The 17362-nt window shown below is 72.7% G+C and carries 14 protein-coding genes; 5 read left to right on the forward strand and 9 right to left on the reverse strand.

All coding sequences use genetic code 11. The features are described 5' to 3' along the window. Positions 1–21 precede the first annotated feature (21 nt). From AMK13_RS17465 to AMK13_RS17485, 5 genes are all read right to left on the reverse strand, one after another. The gene (locus tag AMK13_RS17465; protein ID WP_074003021.1) at positions 22–1776 is read right to left on the reverse strand and encodes a glycoside hydrolase family 15 protein; all 1755 of its coding nucleotides are present in this window, start codon (positions 1774–1776) and stop codon (positions 22–24) included. 123 nt (positions 1777–1899) lie between these two features. Next, positions 1900–3003: an enolase C-terminal domain-like protein gene (locus AMK13_RS17470; protein ID WP_074003022.1), complete on the reverse strand. Its 1104-nt coding sequence runs from the start codon at positions 3001–3003 to the stop codon at positions 1900–1902. Further along, positions 3000–3515 carry a DUF1360 domain-containing protein gene (locus tag AMK13_RS17475; protein WP_074003023.1) on the reverse strand — a complete coding sequence of 172 codons (516 nt, stop codon included), beginning with the start codon at positions 3513–3515 and terminating at the stop codon, positions 3000–3002. Before AMK13_RS17475 ends, AMK13_RS17470 begins: the two co-directional genes overlap by 4 nt. Positions 3516–3518: 3 nt before the next feature. Beyond that, a complete protein-coding gene (locus tag AMK13_RS17480) occupies positions 3519–6581 on the reverse strand; it encodes an FAD-binding and (Fe-S)-binding domain-containing protein (RefSeq protein ID WP_074003024.1) in 3063 nt (1020 codons plus the stop codon). A gap of 3 nt (positions 6582–6584) precedes the next feature. Beyond that, positions 6585–8372, reverse strand: a complete 1788-nt coding sequence (locus AMK13_RS17485) for a thiamine pyrophosphate-requiring protein (protein WP_074003025.1) — start codon at positions 8370–8372, stop codon at positions 6585–6587. Positions 8373–8718: 346 nt separating this feature from the next. Between AMK13_RS17485 and AMK13_RS17490 the strand changes: the two genes are divergently transcribed. Continuing rightward, entirely contained in the window at positions 8719–9213 is a 495-nt protein-coding gene (locus tag AMK13_RS17490) for an SRPBCC family protein (RefSeq protein WP_074003026.1), read from the forward strand. After that, positions 9195–10835 (forward strand): phytoene desaturase family protein, encoded by a 1641-nt coding sequence (locus tag AMK13_RS17495; protein ID WP_074003027.1) that lies wholly within the window; start codon positions 9195–9197, stop codon positions 10833–10835. The genes AMK13_RS17490 and AMK13_RS17495 overlap by 19 nt, the downstream gene beginning before the upstream one ends. A 54-nt stretch (positions 10836–10889) precedes the next feature. Here the strand turns inward: AMK13_RS17495 and AMK13_RS17500 are convergent, their stop codons facing one another. The 3 genes from AMK13_RS17500 to AMK13_RS17510 form a co-directional block, all read right to left on the reverse strand. Further along, positions 10890–11435, reverse strand: a complete 546-nt coding sequence (locus AMK13_RS17500) for a DUF6328 family protein (protein WP_074003028.1) — start codon at positions 11433–11435, stop codon at positions 10890–10892. A 291-nt stretch (positions 11436–11726) separates the two neighbouring features. Beyond that, positions 11727–12071: a hypothetical protein gene (locus tag AMK13_RS17505; RefSeq protein WP_074003029.1), complete on the reverse strand. Its 345-nt coding sequence runs from the start codon at positions 12069–12071 to the stop codon at positions 11727–11729. 257 nt (positions 12072–12328) lie between these two features. Continuing rightward, positions 12329–12595 carry a hypothetical protein gene (locus AMK13_RS17510; protein WP_074003030.1) on the reverse strand — a complete coding sequence of 89 codons (267 nt, stop codon included), beginning with the start codon at positions 12593–12595 and terminating at the stop codon, positions 12329–12331. 469 nt (positions 12596–13064) lie between these two features. On the opposite strand from AMK13_RS17510, the gene AMK13_RS41025 reads away from it, so the two are divergent. Next, positions 13065–13487, forward strand: a complete 423-nt coding sequence (locus tag AMK13_RS41025; protein WP_074003031.1) for an SsgA family sporulation/cell division regulator — start codon at positions 13065–13067, stop codon at positions 13485–13487. Between the two features lie 301 nt (positions 13488–13788). Next, positions 13789–14739: a DUF5655 domain-containing protein gene (locus AMK13_RS17520; RefSeq protein WP_074003032.1), complete on the forward strand. Its 951-nt coding sequence runs from the start codon at positions 13789–13791 to the stop codon at positions 14737–14739. Positions 14740–14823: 84 nt separating this feature from the next. On the opposite strand, the gene AMK13_RS17525 is transcribed toward AMK13_RS17520, so the two are convergent. Next, positions 14824–15573 carry a DNA-methyltransferase gene (locus tag AMK13_RS17525; protein WP_074003033.1) on the reverse strand — a complete coding sequence of 250 codons (750 nt, stop codon included), beginning with the start codon at positions 15571–15573 and terminating at the stop codon, positions 14824–14826. A gap of 570 nt (positions 15574–16143) precedes the next feature. On the opposite strand from AMK13_RS17525, the gene AMK13_RS17530 reads away from it, so the two are divergent. Beyond that, on the forward strand, positions 16144–17313 hold the full coding sequence (locus AMK13_RS17530; protein WP_074003034.1) for a C40 family peptidase: 1170 nt from the start codon (positions 16144–16146) through the stop codon (positions 17311–17313). Positions 17314–17362 lie beyond the last annotated feature (49 nt).

Here is a 17362-nt window from a genome sequence, read left to right on the forward strand (position 1 = left end):
GTGCGGCGGATCACAACGGGCTCAGTGACCGGGTGCGAGCGTCGCGGCGGCTTCGAGCATCAACCCGTGGACGAACGCTTGGGGCAGGTTGCCGCGCAGCTGGCGCTGGGCGACGTCGAACTCCTCCGCATAGAGGCCGGGCGGACCGCAGGCGGCACGGTTGCGTTCGAACCAGCGCACGGCTTCGACGTCGTTGTGCTGCTGGTGTTCCGCCAGGGCCATGACGAATCCGCACAGCAGGAAGGCGCCCTCGGCGTCCTGAAGGGGTCTCCGGTCGTGGCGGAACCGGTAGACGTGGTGGTCCTGCGCGAGATCGGCGCGCACCGCTCGCAGGGTGGCGACGGTGCGCGGGTCTTCGGCAGGCAGGGCGCCGCGGATGGCGGGCAGCAGCAGGGCCGCGTCCACGCCCGTCCGGCCAGGGGAGCGCTGCCACCGGCCGGTGGGGTGCAGGCAGTCGGCGGAGGTCTCCGCGAGGATCGCATCCGCCAGCGCCTCCCAGCCGGCGGCGCGTCCGCTGCTCGCCCGGGGTGCTGCGGCGGCGACCGCCCGCAGACCGGCCGCGCAGATCAGGCGGCTGTGCGCCCACCGGTCGTCGTGCAGCTCCCATATCCCGGCGTCCGGCTCGCGATGCCGGGTGGCGATCACGTCGGCGGCGGTGAGCGCGGCGTGCCAGCCGTCGGGGTCGAGCCGGTCGTGGCGGGCGGCGGCGGCGAGCAGCAGCAGGCTCTCCCCGAACACGTCGAGCTGGAACTGGCGGTTGACGTGGTTGCCGACGACGTCGAAGCCACCCGGGTAGCCGGGCAGGTCGAGGGTGCGCTGGTCGGGTACCGCCGCACCGGTCACGGTGTAGGCGGGCGCGAGAGCCGGGCCGTGTTCGAGCAGACGGTCGGTGACGAACCGTACGGAGTCGTCCAGCAGCGGGTGCGGCCCCGCGGCGGCGACGGCCTGGCCGATGTAGGCCTGGTCGCGGATCCACACGTACCGGTAGTCGTAGTTGCGGCCCGTCTCGGCGCGTTCGGGCAGACTGGTGGTGGCCGCTGCCACCGTGCCGCCGCCGGGGCCTGTGAGGCCGGCCAGGACGCTGTAGGCGTGCCGGGCGTCGCGTCGGCCCAGCGTGTTCGCGAGGGCGGGCACGCGCGCGGTCCAGGCCGCTTCGGTGGACCGCCACAGCACGTCGGCCGTCTCCGGTTCGGGCAGGGGCCGATCGGAGATCTCCAGGACGAGGTCGTGGTGCTCACCGGTCTCCAGACGCATCGTGGTGGACAGCGCCGCATCGCCCGGCCGGGCGTCGGGCGCTCCGCTCCAGCGCAGGTGCAGTTCTCCGGCCCGGGCCGTCCAACGCCCCTGCCCGTCCCTGCGGACCTTGCGCAGCCGGTGTGTGCCGAATCCGGGCGCCGGGTGCAGGTGGACGTCGAGGCGGGCGTCGCCGTCGACCACCAGGATCCGGCGCAGCACCACCGCGTGGTGCCGGTCACCGGGGCAGGCGAGGGCTTCGCGGCATTCGACGACGCCGCCGGTGGTGATCCAGCGGCTGCGCCAGATGAGGCTGCCGCTCTCGTAGTAGCCGCCCCAGACGAACGGGTCGGTGGGGGTGACGGTGTACCAGCCGGGGCCACCGATGAGGGCGGCGAAGACGGCGTCGCTGTCCCAGCCGGGTGCGCACATCCACACGATGTCGCCGCGCGGTCCGACGAGGGCGCCGCGCTCGCCGTCCGCGAGCAGGGCGTAGTCACGCAGCGCGTGAGGGGCGGGAGAGCCGGCGATGGGGGCGGTCACGTTCTCGCCTCCTGGGGTACGGCGGTGCGGGCCGCGTGTCCGCGGCCGGGTGGACGCGGAGCGCCGGGAACGTGCACGGTCCGCGGAGGCCGACGGCCGTCGTCGGGAGCGGGCCGGATCTCCTCAGGCGCGGACACGGTAGCGCTCCGCCGTCTCGGTGCGGATGGCCAGGCCGAGGCCTGGCTCCCCGCTGTGGCCCGGGCGGACCAGTCCCCCGTCCGGGTCGAGGGTTCCCTCGAAGAGGAGGTTCTCGATCCGGACGTGGTCGTGGAACCACTCCAAGTGCCGCAGGTTCGGCACGGCGGCCGCGGCGTGTGCGTGGACGTGCGGGGCGCAGTGTCCGGACAGCTGGAGCCCGTGGGCCTGGGCCAGGGCGGCTGCGCGCAGCCAGACGGTGATGCCTCCGCAGCGGGTGGCATCCGCCTGCAGGCAGTCCACGGCCGGGGCCATGCGGGCGAAGTAGGGCAGGTCGTATCCGTACTCGCCGGCCGCGACGTCGGAGGTGACGGCGTCGCGGACGTGGGCGAGGCCGGTGAGGTCGTCCGAGGAGACGGGCTCCTCGAACCAGCTCACCCCCAGGCCGGCCAGCGTCTGTCCGACGCGGACGGCCTGTTTGCGGGTGTAGGCGCCGTTCGCGTCCACGTACAGGGCGGCGTCGTCGCCGACCGCCCGCCGGGCCTGCTCGGTGCGTTCCAGGTCGCGCCGTTCCCGGCTGCCGCGGCTCTCGCCGATCTTGATCTTGAATCGGTGGAAGCCCTGTTCGGCCCAGCCCGCGAGCTGCTCGGCGAGTTGCCGGTCGGTGTAGGTGGTGAAGCCGCCGCTGCCGTAGAGGGGGACCTCATGGCGGGCGGCGCCGAGCAGGTCGACCAGGGGCAGGCCGAGCAGGCGGGCCTTGAGGTCCCACAGGGCGATGTCGACGGCTGAGATCGCGCCGGCGACCAGCCCCGGGCGGCCGATGTTGCGCACCGTGCGGCTCATCGCCTCGTTGGCGGCCGGGACGTCGAACGCCGGGCGGCCGATGACCGTGTCCCGAAGGTGCCCGGTGATCACCTGGGCGGTGGCGGGGGCGCCGTAGGTCCAGCCCAGGCCGGTGGTGTCCCCGCCGTGGACACGGACGAGGATCATGGTGGTGGAGTCCCAGGCGAGAGTGCCGTCGGCTTCCGGAGCGTCGGTGGGGACGTCGAGGACCTGCACGTGCAGGGACTCCACGGTGGCGGTGACGGTCATGGCGTCTCGTCGGCCGCGTGCTGGGCGGCGGCGCGGGCGAACTGCAGGAAGTCGGCGCCGGCCAGGGCGGCCAGGGTCGCGGTGGCGAGCCTGGTGGCGCGCGGAGCGAAGACGGACCCGGCAGTGCCCGCGGTGGCGACCCACAGGCCGGTGCAGAACGGGCAGGTGACCAGCTCGCCGACGGCCTTGCGGGCTCCGGTGCCGCGCACGTCCTCCTCCAGCTCGGCCGGGCCGGATGTGCCCTCGAAACGGGTGAACGGCGCGCGCAGCGGGCTGGTGACCGGGTCCTTGGCGATCAGGCGGGAGAGCTGGTGGGTGGCCAGCGCGTTCAGGGCGACGTCCCACGGAGTCGGGTGGGGCAGCTCTCGGCGAAAGGCCCGGGCGGCTGCGGCGGTGCCGAGTACCGCGGTGGCGTACAGGGCCATGAGGCCGGTGTAGGCCGCGAGCGGGCGGTCGTTGTCGCCGGTGTAGGCGCGGGCTTCGCGGTGGAGCCGCTCGTGCAGGGACCGCATGGTCTACCTCCTCCTGGCGCGGTGGCGCCGCGCGGCGGCAGCACCGGCCGCGGCCAGGCCTGTCATCGCGCCCGCGACACCTGCGGTCAGCAGGCCGGCCACCGCGTTGCGGGGTTGCGGGCGCGGGATCGTCTTCTCGGGATGGTCGGCGGGCGGCGGCCCGTCCAGTGCCAGGGCGAGGGCCTCGGCCACGTGCACGGCCAGCCGTCCGGTCGAGGACTGTTCGATCTGGGTGCGGCAGCTGAAGCCGTCGGCCAGGACGAACGCGTCCGGGGCCGTGTCGCGCACGGCCGGGAGGACGCCTTGCTCGGCGATGGCCTGGGACAGGTCGTAGTGGCCCCGCTCGAAGCCGAAGTTGCCGGCCAGGCCGCAGCAGCCCTCGTCGAGCACGTTCGCGTCCAGCCCGGCGCGGCGCATCAGTTCACGGTCGGGATCGGTGCCGAGGACGGCGTGCTGGTGGCAGTGGGTCTGCACGGTCGCCGCCCGGCCGATCCGGGGCGGTTGCCAGCCGTGGGGGGCGTGGTTGACGAGGTGTTCGGCGAAGGTGCGCGTCTGCGCGGCCAGGCGGGCGATGTCCTGGTCACCGTCGAGCAGGTCGGGGGCGTCCGCGCGGAAGACCGCGGTGCAGGAGGGTTCGAGCCCGATGATCGGGGTTCCGGCCTCCAGCCATGGGCGCAGGGTCCGGATGGTGCGTTCGAGGACGCGACGGGCGGTGGCGAGCTGCCCGGTCGAGATCCAGGTCAGGCCGCAGCACACCGGCCCCTCGGGTACGGCGACGTGGAAGCCGGCGTCCTCCAGGACGCGGACGGCTGCGTCGGCGACGTGCGGGTGGAAGTGGTTGGTGAAGGTGTCCGGCCAGAGCAGGACGGTGCGCGGGTCGCGCGGGTCGGGCTCCGCCCAGCCCTGCCGGTGCCGGGCTTCCTGGAACGATTCGGCGGCGAAGAGGGGTGCGGCGCGGCGCGGGTCGATGCCGGCCAGCCGCTTCCCCAGCCCTGCGAGGCCGGGGGCGTGCAAGGCCGCGTTGGCCAGGCCCGGCGCCGTGCGGGCCAGCCGTGCCCACAGCGGGAGCCAGCCCATCGCGTAGTGGGCGGCCGGGCGCACACGGCCCTGGTAGTGGTGGGCGAGGAACTCTGCCTTGTAGGTGGCCATGTCGACGCCGACCGGGCAGTCGGACTTGCAGCCCTTGCAGGCCAGGCACAGGTCCAGTGCGTCGCGGACCTCGGTGGAGCGCCATGCGCCGGTGACCGGGGAGTCGTCGTGGCCGCCGAGCATCTCGAACAGCAGCCGTGCCCGGCCGCGGGTGGAGTGCTCCTCCTCGCCCGTCGCCCGGTAGGAGGGGCACATCACCCCGCCCTGGTGGGTGCGGCAGTTGCCGATGCCCACGCAGCGCAGCACCGCGCGGGTGAAGTCGTGGCCGTCGTCGGGATACCCGAAGTGCGTCCGCAGCGGTCGGGGCCGCCAGTCGGCGCCCAGGCGCAGGTCCTCGTCGACGCGGTGGGGGTGGACGACCTTGCCGGGGTTCATCCGGTCGCCCGGGTCGAACAGGGCCTTGACCTCGCCCATCGCCTCCACGAGCCCGGGGCCGAACATGCGGGGCAGGAGTTCGCCGCGGGCCTGCCCGTCACCGTGCTCACCCGACAGGGAACCACCGTAGGAGGCGACCAGGTCGGCCGCGTCGAACAGGAACGCCCGGAACGCCTCGACGCCCTTGCCCTCGCGCAGCTCGAACGGGATCCGGGTGTGGACGCAGCCCTGCCCGAAGTGCCCGTACAGGGAGGCCTGCTGGTAGCCGTACCGGCCGAACAGCCGCTCCAGGTCGCGCAGGTAGTCGCCGAGTTTCTCCGGGGCGACCGCGGAGTCCTCCCAGCCCTCCCACGTCTCGGAGCCGTCCGGCGGGCGGGCGGTCACGCCCAGACCCGCCTCGCGGGCCCTGAGCATCTCCCGCTCCCTCGGGGGATCGTCGGACAGCGCCACCGACGGGTCGTCCTCCTCGCGGCCGATCGCCCGCAGCAGCTCGAACGCCCGCGCGTCCGCCTCCTGCTTCGTGTCGCCGGTGAACTGGACGAGCAGCCAGCTGTCGCCCTCGGGCAGGCTCTCCAGCGAGTCCAGGTAGGCGTGCTCCTCGCGCATCAGCTGCGCCATGCGCCCGTCGATGGCCTCCAGCTGGGTGGGGCGGCTGTGCGCGAGCAGGTCGGGGACGGCGTCGGCGGCCTGGTAGATGTCGTCGAAGCCCAGGACCAGCAGGGCCTCCGCCGCCGGCACCTCGACCAGGTGCAGTTCGGCGTGCAGGAGCGTCACCAGGGTTCCCTCGCTGCCGACCAGGGCGCGGGCCACGTCGAAACCGTTCTCCGGCAGCAGGGCGTCCAGGTTGTAGCCGGAGACCCGGCGCGGGATCTTCGGGTAGCCACGCCGGATCTCGGCCAGGTGGCGCCCGGTGATGTCCCGCAACCCCTGGTAGAGGCGGGCGCGCGGTCCTGCTTCGGCCGCGATCCGCGCGTACTCGTCCTCGTTGGTGGGGCCGGCCCAGAACCGGGTGCCCTCGTAGGTGAGGACTTCCAGGCGGTGGACGTTGTCGGCGGTCTTGCCGTAGGCCTGGGCGGACGCTCCGCAGCTGTTGTTGCCGATCATGCCGCCCAGCGCGCAGTGGCTGTGCGTGGACGGCTTCGGCCCGAACATGAGCCCGTGCGGAGCGAGTCGGCGGTTGAGTTCGTCCAGGACGATGCCCGGCTCGACCACACAGGTCCGCGCGGTGGGGTCCACCGAGACCAGCCGGTTGCAGTACTTGGTCCAGTCGACGACCACCGCCTCGTTGGTGCACTGTCCCCCGAGACTGGTACCGCCTCCGCGGGACAGCACCGGGGCGGCGAACCGGGAGCAGACGCCCACCGCGGCAGCGCCGGCCTCGACCGTGCGGGGCACGACCACCCCGAGCGGGACCTGACGGTAGTTGGAGCCGTCGGTGGCGTACGCGCCGCGGCTGCCCGCGTCGAAGCGGACCTCACCGTCCACCTCGGTCCGCAGGGCCGGCTCGAGTGCGGCCAGGTCCACCTCCTGGCGCCCGGACACCGGTCAGCTCCGTCCACTGCCGGGCAGGAACTCCTGGACCTTCGCCTTGACGCCCTGCTGGACCACCGATCCCCGGTCACTGTCGCCCCTGAGCACCGACAGGGCGGCGGCCTTGATCTGGTCCCAGGTGGCGTGCGGCGGGATCGGTGGCACCGCCGGGTCGGTGCGGAAGTCGATGACGAACGGCCGGTCCGCGGCCAGTGCCCGGCGCCACGCCGGCTCCACGTCCTCCGGCTTCTCCACCCGTACCCCGCCCAGACCGAACGTCCGGGCGATGTCGGCGTAGCGCACGTCCGGAAGGCTCTGCGAGGGCTCGAACTGCGGCGCGCCCTGCATCGCCCGCATCTCCCAGGTGACCTGGTTCAGATCGTGGTTGTTCAGCACCGCGACGACCATGCGCGGGTCGGCCCACTCCCGGTAGTACTTCGCTGCGGTGATCAGCTCCGCGAGGCCGTTCATCTGCATGGCGCCGTCGCCGACGATCGCGATCGCGGGCCGGTCCGGGTGGGCGAACTTCGCGCCGATCACGTACGGCACCCCCGGCCCCATGGTCGCCAGCGTGCCCGACAGCGAGCCGCGCATGCCGCCGCGCATCCGCAGGTGGCGGGCGTACCAGTTCGCCGCGGACCCGGAGTCCGCGGCCAGGAGCGCGTTGTCGGGCAGCAGCGCGTCGAGGGTGTGGACGACGTACTCGGGGTTGATCGGGTCGGCGGACACATCGGCTCGGCGCTGCATGACCTCCCACCAGCGCGCCGCGTTGTCCTCCACCGTCTTGCGCCATGTGCCGTCCGCCTTGCTCTCCAGCAGCGGAATCAGCCGGCGCAGCGTCGAGCCGGCGTCGCCGACGAGGTTGACCTCGAACGGGTAGCGCAGCCCGATCATGGACGGGTCCAGGTCGATCTGCACCGCGCGCGCCTGGTCGAACTCGGGCAGGAACTGGGTGTAGGGGAAGCTGGAGCCGACCACGAGGAGGGTGTCGCAGTCGCGCATCATCTCGTAGGACGGGCGGGTGCCGAGCAGGCCGATCGAGCCGGTGACGTACGGCAGGGTGTCGGGCAGCGCGTCCTTGCCGAGCAGGGCCTTCGCCACCCCGGCGTCGAGCAGGTCGGCGACCTGCTCGACCTCGGGCCGGGCCGAGCGGGCGCCCTGCCCGATCAGCATCGCGACCTTCTCCCCGGCGTTGAGGATCTCCGCCGCCCGGGCGAGGTCCGCCTCGGCCGGCACCGGGGCGTAGTGCGGGACGCCGAGGCTGGAGGGGACCTGCTTGAACGCGTGCGCCGGCGCCTCGTAGTCGAGTTCCTGGACGTCGGCCGGGATGATCACCGCGGTGACCGTGCGGCGGGTCGCCGCGATGCGCATGGCGCGGTCCAGCACGTTGGGCAGCTGAGCCGGCACGGTGACCATCTCGCAGAACTCCGAGGCCACGTCCTTGTACAGGCTGAGCAGGTCGACCTCCTGCTGGTACGAGCCGCCCATGGCGCTGCGGTCCGTCTGCCCGACGACCGCGACGACCGGGACGTGGTCGAGCTTGGCGTCGTAGAGGCCGTTGAGCAGGTGGATCGCGCCCGGTCCGGAGGTGGCCACGCACACCCCGGTGCGGCCGGAGAACTTCGCGTACCCGACGGCCTGGAAAGCGGCCATCTCCTCGTGCCTGGCCTGGATGAACCGCGGCCGGTCCTCCGCCCGGCCCCAGGCCGCGAGCAGCCCGTTGATGCCGTCCCCGGGATAGGCGAAGACGTACTCCACCTCCCAGTCACGCAGGCGCTCCAGCACGTAGTCGGAAACCTTCATCACCGAACTCCTCCACAGCGCGGGCGTGGCTCCTGGTGGGCGAACGAGGCCCGGAGAGCGGCTAACCGCTCGCGCCGCGATGAAACCGCCGAAGGTGATACCGCCCGGTGTCCGTGCGGTATCACCTGCCGGCCCGCAGGCCGTGGGCGGGCATGCCGGGCTCGGCACAGACGCTGCCCTGGACGGGGCCCGGCGGCGACCAGTCGAGGTTCCGGTGGAACGGGTGGCCCTGCCCCACGGCGGAGAACGGGCCGCTGCGAGTCTCGCGTTCAGGGGAATTAACCGGGTATGCGCCTTTTGAGGTACGGGTGATTCGTCAGGGACCGGACACGAGGAGGCACAGCCGATGGCTGTGAGACACGTCCTGATAGAGCGGGCTCCGCAGGCGGTGTGGAGCGTGTTGGGCGACCCGGCCGCGTACGGCCGGTGGGTGCCCGGCACGGAGCGGACCCGCCCGGGTGAGGGCCGGTGGCCCGCAGTCGGGTCGAGCCTGCGCTACACCGTCAGCGCCGGCCCGTTCCGCTTCGAAGGCCACACCGTCGTACGTGTGTCCGACAGTGGGCACCGGCTGGAACTGGAGGCCTTCGCCGGGCGGCTCGGCACCGTCCGGATCGCCATCGAGCTGATCGCGTGGGGCGACGCCACCCTGGTGATCGTCGACGAGCACCCGCTGCGGGGCCTGGGCGGGAGCCTCCACACGGCGCCCGCGGACCTGGTGCTGGATCTGCGCCACCGCCGACTGCTCGCCTGCCTCGCCCGCACGGTCGAGCAGGCGCCCCGGGCGGCCGACCTGGAAGCGTCCGCGTCGGGGGGAGGTCCGTCATGGCCGACGCCGTCGTGATCGGGGCCGGGCCGAACGGTCTGGTCGCCGCGAACGTGCTGGCCGACGCCGGCTGGGAGGTGGAGGTGTTGGAGGCCCAGGACCAGGCCGGCGGCGCTGTCCGCAGCGACCGCGGCGTCCACCCCGACTACGTCAGCGACCTGTTCAGCTCGTTCTACCCGCTGGCCGCCGCCTCGCCGGTGATCGCGGCCCTGCGCCTCGAAGAGCACGGCCTCGCCTGGAGCCACGCGCCGATCGTGCTCGCCCATCCCCTGCCCGACGGCCGCTGCGCACTGCTGCGGCGCGGACCGGAGGCGAACATCGACGACGTCGGGCGGAGCTTCGGCCGGCCGGACGCGCTCGCCTGGCGACGGCTGTCACAGCTCTGGCAGGACCTGGACCCGTGCCTGGTAGGGGCGATGTTCGCGCCGTTCCCGCCGGTACGCGCCGGCCTGGCGCTGGCCGCGCGTCTCCGGGCGCCCGGCCTGCTGCGGCTGGCCCGCTTCGCGGCGCTGCCCGTACGGCGACTGGCCGAGGAGGAGTTCGACCGGGACGGCCCGGGGCTGCTGCTGGCCGGCTGCGCGCTGCACGCCGATCTACTGCCCGAATCACCGGGCAGCGCCGCCTTCGGCTGGCTCATGGCGATGCTCGGCGAGCAGTACGGCTGGCCGGTACCGGTCGGCGGAGCCAGCGCCCTCAGCGGCGCCCTGGTGCGGCGTCTGGAATCGCGCGGGGGAACGATCCGCTGCGGCACCCCGGTCAGCGAGGTCGTCGTCCGCGCCGGCCGGGCGCTGGGCATCCGCACCGCCCAGGGTGACTACGTCCGCGCGCGCCGAGCCGTGCTCGCCGACGTGCCCGCTCCGCACCTGTACGGCCGCCTGGTCCGGGAAGGACACCTGCCGCCCGGATTCCGCGACGCCGTACGCCGCTTCCAGTGGGACTTCGCCACCGTCAAGGTCGACTGGGCCCTCGATGCGCCGATCCCCTGGACCGCCGAGCAGGCACACCGGGCCGGCACCGTCCACCTCGGCGCCGACTGGACGGAACTGAGCGACTACGCACTCCAGGTCAGCACCGGCCGTCTACCGGCCCGCCCCTTCGGGCTGCTCGGCCAGATGACCACCGCCGACCCGTCCCGCTCACCCGCGGGCACCGAATCGGCCTGGATCTACACCCACGTCCCCCAGCACATCGCCGACGACCTCGGGCCCGACGGCATCACCGGGTCCTGGGACGACAGGGAAAGCGAAGCCATCGCCCGCCGCATGGAAGCACAGGTCGAACGCTTCGCCCCCGGCTTCACCGACCGGATCCAGGCCCGGCGCGTACTCACCCCGCCGGTGCTGGAACACCTGGACCAGAACCTGGTCGGCGGGGCGATCAACGGCGGCACCGCGGCCCTCCACCAACAGGCGCTGCTCCGCCCGCTACCCGGCACGGGGCGGCCCGAGACCCCCATCCAGCGCCTCTACCTCGCCTCCGCCTCGGCCCACCCGGGCGGTGGCGTGCACGGCGCCTGCGGCGCGAACGCCGCCCGCGCCGCGCTCCGCGCCCAGGGAGCCCTGACCGGCCGGCTGCTGCGCCCCGCCCTGGCCCGCGCCCAGCTTGCCCTGTCCGACCCGGGCGGGGGCGCGACGGCGTGACGCCGTCGGGCGGACGGGACCCGCGGCCCGGGTAGGCCGGGATTGCAGGGGCTGTCACTGCGGGGGGCGGCCACCGCCGCGGGGGGCACCGAGCCCGGATACGGCAGCCCGGCGCGCGGCGGCTGTGCGACGCAGCACGACCTGGGGCAGGACGAGCCAGCTGGTGGCGAACCAGATCAGGCAGGCGGCGCTGAGGCCCCAGGCGGCGGCCGGGTTGCCGGTGGCGGTGCGCAGCAGGAGCAGCAGCGCGGCGGCGATGGTCAGGGCCAGGGTGATGAGTCCGACGGCGATGAGGCGACTGGCGACGTGGACCAGTTCGGGTTTCATGCCGTGGCCGGTGAGGAAGCGGTGGAAGGCCACGGGCGCGATCAGGGCTCCGGTGGCGACGGCGCCGAGGACGACGGTGGCGACGTAGAGGTTCTTGTCGAAGTCGGGCAGGGCGGCGAAGCGCGGGGTGAAGGCCACGCCGATGAGGAATCCGAACAGGATCTGTGCGCCGGTCTGGCACACGCGGACTTCCTGGAGCATCTCGCTCCAGAGCCGGTCGGCCCGTTGCTGGGGCGTCTCGTCCCGACCCGGTGCGCCGTCGTTCTTCGTCAACGAATCCTCCCCGCCTACAGGCGGTCCTTGTGGCGGCTGGTGCGGACCCGTACGCGCAGCAGTTCCTCCCCGTGGGGCGCGATGGAGCAGGGTGAAGGCGGCGGCGACCCGGAGCAGGGTCAGTAGAGGAAAAGCACCTGATGGCGCTTTCCACGTCGCCGAGCACGACGTTCACCGGCACGTCGGGGCGGGAGTGCCGACTTTCCCACCGGAGCGGGTGATCAGGCTGGGCACCGGGCGGCTCCTGTGGGGCAGCGGCCAGGACGGGCACTGGTCAAGGAGAGCCGCAGGTCAGGGACGGTCCTCGTGATGGCCGCACAGCCACGCCAGCGCCTGATAGGTGCCCAGGGCGTACGCGGGGTCCGTGCGTTCTTCCAGGGCATCGCGCAGATGGACCGCGGCGGCCTGGCATTCGGCCAGCAGCTGCGCCCGGCACGGCCCGGTGGCCCCGAGCGCGGCAACAGCGGTGACCGGTGCCGCGATCTGGGCTCCGGTGGCCCACCGGTAGGCCCCCAGAACCCCGTGGTCGAACCCGCCCCAGGGCTGGGGGCGCCGATTGGCGGTCTCGATCGCGTCGAACACCTCGTCCAGCGGGCGCACCCCCACCGCCGGGATCGTCGTCTCGTCACTGGTCATGCCCGCAACCTACGACGACTCGCAGCCACTCGCCGCCGGGCCCGACCGCCGGATAGTGGACCGGCAGGGTTCCGGGCCATCGGATCCGGCGCAACCGAGTGAACCCCCTGCCAGGCGGCGGCCCAAAAGCCGAACGCGGCATCGCCTCGGCGGTCCCGCGCCAAGCCCCCTCGAACGCTCCGCGGCCCCACTCTGAACGGCGCTTTCGCGCTGCGGCGGCGCCAGAGCACAACCGAGCGCTGCCCCCGGCGGATCGCTCAGTCGCTTTCCGCAGGCAACGCAACCCGGCGCACCTGCCCGGCCTCCAGTTCGACGACGACGGCCAGCACCGGATGCAACCAGCGCACCACCGACCGCGCGCCCGGATGCGGCTGCCGAAGCAGCCCGGCGACCAACGCCCCGAGCTCCACCCGCTCCCGCTCGGAGATCTCCCCGGTCACCAGCCGCCGACCGTCGGTGAGCACGACCAGCAACCGCTTCCACTCGCCCGGTTCGCCGACAGCCCCGGTCACCCAGCCCTTCACCGTGACCCACCCGGGTGCCGCTCCGACGCGGACGGCACAAGCATCAGCAAACTCCCTCCGTACACGGGACGCGATCATCCGAGCATGCCACCACGCATCGTCGGAGACGATCCGCACGGCGGCTCTGGCCCGTCGTTTCCCACAGGTCCGTGATGAGCAGCCGCCCGCCGGAGGACCTGCCCCGCACGGTACGCATACCTGCCGGACAGGCCGGTGGTCCGCGCCGGCCGTGTGCTCCTGGCGCTCCCGGCAGACGGAGAATCACGTTGCGGAGGGCGTCGGCGCGCTCGTCCCTGTCCGGCCTGCCGAGCTCCACCCATGTGGCTTCGACATGCAACACTCCTCGAAAGCAAGGGAGTTGTGCAGATCTCCGGCCTGCCGACTGGCGCGTGGGCGCTGGGGTAGGCGCGTTGGCATGCGTCGGCCCACCGGAGGCCGACGCACACAGCCGTCGCAGGAGGGTGATCCGATGCAGAAGTCCGCTGTCCGCCCGATGCCCGTCACGTTCCCCGACAGCCCGCTGCCCGACGTCCCGGTCGACGTGGAGCTCCGCTTCGACACGGCCCTTCCGTATGCGGCATGCCTGGTGTTCCCGCTGACCCCGTGCGGCTGCACCGGCTCCGACGCCGAGGTGTGCTGGTACTTCAGCCGGGATCTACTGAACGAGGGGCGCCACGTCCCCAGCGGCACCGGGGACGTCAAGATCAGCCCCGGACCGGTCGGCGAAGTCCTCATCACCCTGCAGGGCCCCGACGGCCGGGCGGTGCTCAGCGCCCCGGAGGACGTCGTGGCCGCCTTCCTCACGGACTCGTTCACGCTGGTGCCCGCAGGTTCGGAAACCGACCACCTTGATATCGACGCCACTCTCGCCCGGCTGCGCGCCGCCGGCTGACCGCACGAAGTGCGCCGGCCGGGCGCCCGGCCGGCGCACGGGTGCCGATGTGCGCCCCGGTCACCTATGCCAACGAGGACGCCTGGGATCTCCTCGGGCACTACGTCGCGTGGCTGGCCGCGGGACTCGCGGCACTGCTGGTCAGCCTCACCGCGCGGCTGTGACCTGCCCTGGCAGCTCCGGCCCGTCAACCACAGCCGGGCCTTCCTCTTCCGGTCTCATCTTGACAGAGAGGGGAACAGGAATAGGCCGCTCCTCTTCCTGATTGGTCTTTGCATACGGTCGTGCGAAGGGGGTAAGGGTGGCCGATCTGAAGGTGTTCCGGCGGGGTGCCGATGGCCGGGATGTCGAGCTGCAGGGTTCGACGGTGGCGCGGGAGCAGCAGGAACTGCAGCGACGGGTCGAGGCGGCGCTGGAGCCGATGCTTGGGGTGCGGTTCCTGGCATCGGAGTACGTGACGGGGCCGTGGCACCAGGGGCGGATCGACACGCTCGGGCTGGACGAGGACGGCGTGCCGGTGATCATCGAGTTCAAGCGCCGGCGGGATGCCGGGGTGATTACCCAGGCGGCGTCCTACCTGGTCTGGTTGCTGGCGCACCGGCACGAGTTCGAGGCGCTGGTGCGTAGACGTCTGGGCGCCGATGTGGCGGAGGCGGTCGATTGGCGACGGCCTCGGGTGATCTGTGTCGCGGGCGAGTTCTCCCGCCATGATCGGGCTGCCGCCTCGCTCTACCAGCGGGACTACCGTGTGGACCTGGTGCGCTACCGGGTCTTCGGTCCCGACCTGCTGACGCTGCAGCTCGTCGAGACCGTCCCGGGCTTCTCCGCCGCAGGGTTCGCGCCGATGCCGTCCGGTGCGGGCGAAGCTGCGGACGACGAGCCGGACGTTGTCGCGGTACCGTCGGGGTCCTCGCAGGTGGAGGTGCCGGGGTGCCTGCGGGAGCTGTACGGCGAGCTGGACGAGGCGCTGACCGCGGCGGGCGAGCTGGAGGTGGTGCTGCTCAAGCACTACATCGCCTACCGGCGGCTGCTGAACGTGGCGTCAGTGATCTTCCGGCCCTCCGTGTCGCACAGGGCGATCCTGGTGTACCTGCGGCTGAACCCGGACTCGGTGGAGCTGGAGGAGGGCTTCACCCGCGACGTACGCGGCATCGGTCACCTGGGGACGGGTGACCTGGAGGTGCGGATCGCCTCGTCGGCGGACGTGGAGAAGGCGGTGCCGTTGATCCGGCGGGCGGTCGAGGAGTCCTGAGGGCCTTGGAAGGGCGGCTGGAGCGTGGTGCTCCGGCCGCCCTTTCGCGTCTTCGGACGATCGCTGTGGCGGCGGTTCTCATGCTCACGCCTCCGGTCCGGCGAGGGTGAAGTCGTCCTGGGTCTGCTCTGCTCGCAGTCGCTGTTCGGCGATCTCGGCGTAGTGCGGGGAGAGTTCGACTCCGACGAAGCGCCGGCCTTCGCGCAGGGCGGCGACGCCGGTGGAGCCGCTGCCGGTGAAGGGGTCGAGGACGGTGCCGTCCTCGGGGCAGATCCGGACGAGCTGCTGCATGATCTCCAGCGGCTTCTGGGTGATGTGCACCCGGTCCTTGCGGGGCTGGCTGGCGATGAAGTGGCCGGGCAGATAGAGGTCGCGGCCGTTGTCGAGGGTGCCCTTGACGCCCCAGGTGATGAACTCCGCGGACTGTTTGAAGCCGCCCTTCCTCGGGCGGCTGGCGGGCTTGATCCAGGGGATGGTGCCCTGCCAGGTCCAGCCGGCCATCTGTAGAGCGTCGCTCGTGGTGGGCTCCTGCCGCCAGTCGGAGAAGACCATGGCGACCGAGTGCTCGGTGCTCGCCCGGTAGGCCTCGGTGAGGAGTTCGGTGAGCCAGGCGCGATAGGAGCGCTGGTCGCGGTTTTCGCCGGGGAAGGTCTTGAGGTCGTGGGCGGAGCCGCTGGTGACGTACTTGGCGCGGGCGTCGCGGCTGGTGCGCTCGGAGCTGGTCCGGCCGCCGCTGTTGTACGGCGGGTCGGTGATGACCGCGTTGACGGATTCGTCGGGGAGGTTCTTCAGTACGGCGAGGGCGTCGCCTCGGTGGAGGGTGAAGTCGTTCACGGGGGCCTTCCTCGGGCAGGGGTGTACCGGCTCCGGGCGGCGCGCCGTGGCAGCCGCCGGGAGCGGTGGTGCAGGGGACGGTAGCCGCGATCGGCAGCCGTGCCTAACGGACAGCACGAGGACGTCGGGGCTGGTCGGGGCTCGTTTGGTGCGGCCGGAGTTCGCGTCTACTGTCTCGCCATGCCAACCGGGCAGCGGGCCAAGTCGGCCCGGCCCGAGGCGCATTGGCCCGCGCTGTCCCGCCCAGGCGAGACCGCGCGACGGAGTGCGCGAATCTTCCCTACGCCCGAGGGGTGCCTCGTGTTCCAGCTGAGATTACGAGCGCGGCCGGCTGCCGCGCGTGACCCGAGACCGGCGTCCGGGAGCTACCAACTCCCCCGACCCGGACCCGCCCTGAACGGCGGTTTCACCACCAGCGCGGTGCCGGCGACTTCTTCGCACGAGGAGCCGGCACCGCGCTCTCCTACGAACCCCGCAAGGAGCCGCTGCGATGCAGCATGCCCTGGCACACCCATGCCCTCATCCGCCTCCGCCGTTGGCCCGGTTCCGGTTCGGTGATCGGCGGGCACCGTGAAGAAGGCGGTCAGCGCACTCGTCGGGGCCGTCGCCTGCGGCCCGCTGATGCTGGCCCTGCCGGTGGTGATCGCCGGCGCGGGCAACGCCTCGGCGACGTCCGCCTCGTGTCCGCCCGGCGGCGGTCCGCAGGGTGTGGACAGCTCGGCCGTCGCGGCGCAGGTCGAGGCGATCCTGAAGGGTTCCAGTCCGCTCAGCGCCCCGAGCGTGGCGGGGCTGAGCAAGCCCGACGAGCAGATCCCCAACGCGAAGACCATCCAGGCCACCGGTGTCGCCCTGCACATCCCGATCCGGGGGCAGGTCGTCGCGCTGGCAACGGCGATGCAGGAGAGCGAGCTTCGCAACATCCGCTACGGCGACCGGGACTCGCTGGGCCTGTTCCAGCAGCGGCCCTCGCAGGGCTGGGGCACGCCGGAGCAGATCATGCAGCCGGTGTACGCCTCGACGAAGTTCTACGCGGCACTGCAGGAGGTCAACGGTTGGGAGTCGATGACCGTCACCCAGGCCGCCCAGGCAGTGCAGCGCTCCGGCTTCCCCAACGCCTACGCGAAGTGGCAGCCCTTGGCGGAGGCCCTGCAGAAGGCCATCGCCCCGCTGCTCTCCCCCGCCACCGGCACCTCGCCCACCCCAGCGCCGACGCCGACGACGGGCAGCACCCCAAGCCCGACGCCCAGCAGTGGGGGCTGCGGTACACCGACGGCAGGTGGTGACGGCACCGACTTCGGGACGATCCCGCCCGGCTCGCTGCCGGCCGGATACAACATCCCGACGGACGCGCCTCAGCCGGTACAGACCGCGATCCGCTGGGCGCTCGGACAGTTGGGCACCCCGTACCAGTGGGGCGGCACGTGCGCGAACTCGCACGGCGCGGACCCGATGGGCAGGTGTGACTGCTCCTCCCTGATGCAGGTGGCCTACCGAACCGGCGGGGTCTCACTGGAGCGGACCACCTACGACCAGGTCAAGCAGGGCACCGCCGTCTCGGCGGACGCGCTCAAGCCCGGTGACCTGCTGTTCACCCGGGGCACCGCGGCCGTGCCGGAGCACGTCGGGATGTTCATCGGCTCGGGGCTGATCGTGCACGCCCCGAAGACCGGCGACGTGGTCAAGATCTCGACTCTCGCCTCGTGGCGGGCGGAGATCCTCGCGGCCCGCCGGGTCGTCTGACCCGCACTCTCCTCCCCTCCCTCTTCTCCCCTTTTCTCCGGGCTGCCTT

It is taken from the genome of Streptomyces sp. CB02056 (genome assembly GCF_001905545.1).
GTDB lineage: Bacteria > Actinomycetota > Actinomycetes > Streptomycetales > Streptomycetaceae > Kitasatospora.

Coding starts and splice junctions, on each gene's coding strand:
- AMK13_RS17475 (WP_074003023.1), bottom strand. CDS start 3,515: ATGCGGTCCCTGCACGAGCGGCTCCACCGCGAAGCCCGCGCCTACACC.
- AMK13_RS17495 (WP_074003027.1), top strand. CDS start 9,195: ATGGCCGACGCCGTCGTGATCGGGGCCGGGCCGAACGGTCTGGTCGCC.
- AMK13_RS17485 (WP_074003025.1), bottom strand. CDS start 8,372: ATGAAGGTTTCCGACTACGTGCTGGAGCGCCTGCGTGACTGGGAGGTG.
- AMK13_RS17505 (WP_074003029.1), bottom strand. CDS start 12,071: ATGACCAGTGACGAGACGACGATCCCGGCGGTGGGGGTGCGCCCGCTG.
- AMK13_RS17490 (WP_074003026.1), top strand. CDS start 8,719: ATGGCTGTGAGACACGTCCTGATAGAGCGGGCTCCGCAGGCGGTGTGG.
- AMK13_RS17470 (WP_074003022.1), bottom strand. CDS start 3,003: ATGACCGTCACCGCCACCGTGGAGTCCCTGCACGTGCAGGTCCTCGAC.
- AMK13_RS41025 (WP_074003031.1), top strand. CDS start 13,065: ATGCAGAAGTCCGCTGTCCGCCCGATGCCCGTCACGTTCCCCGACAGC.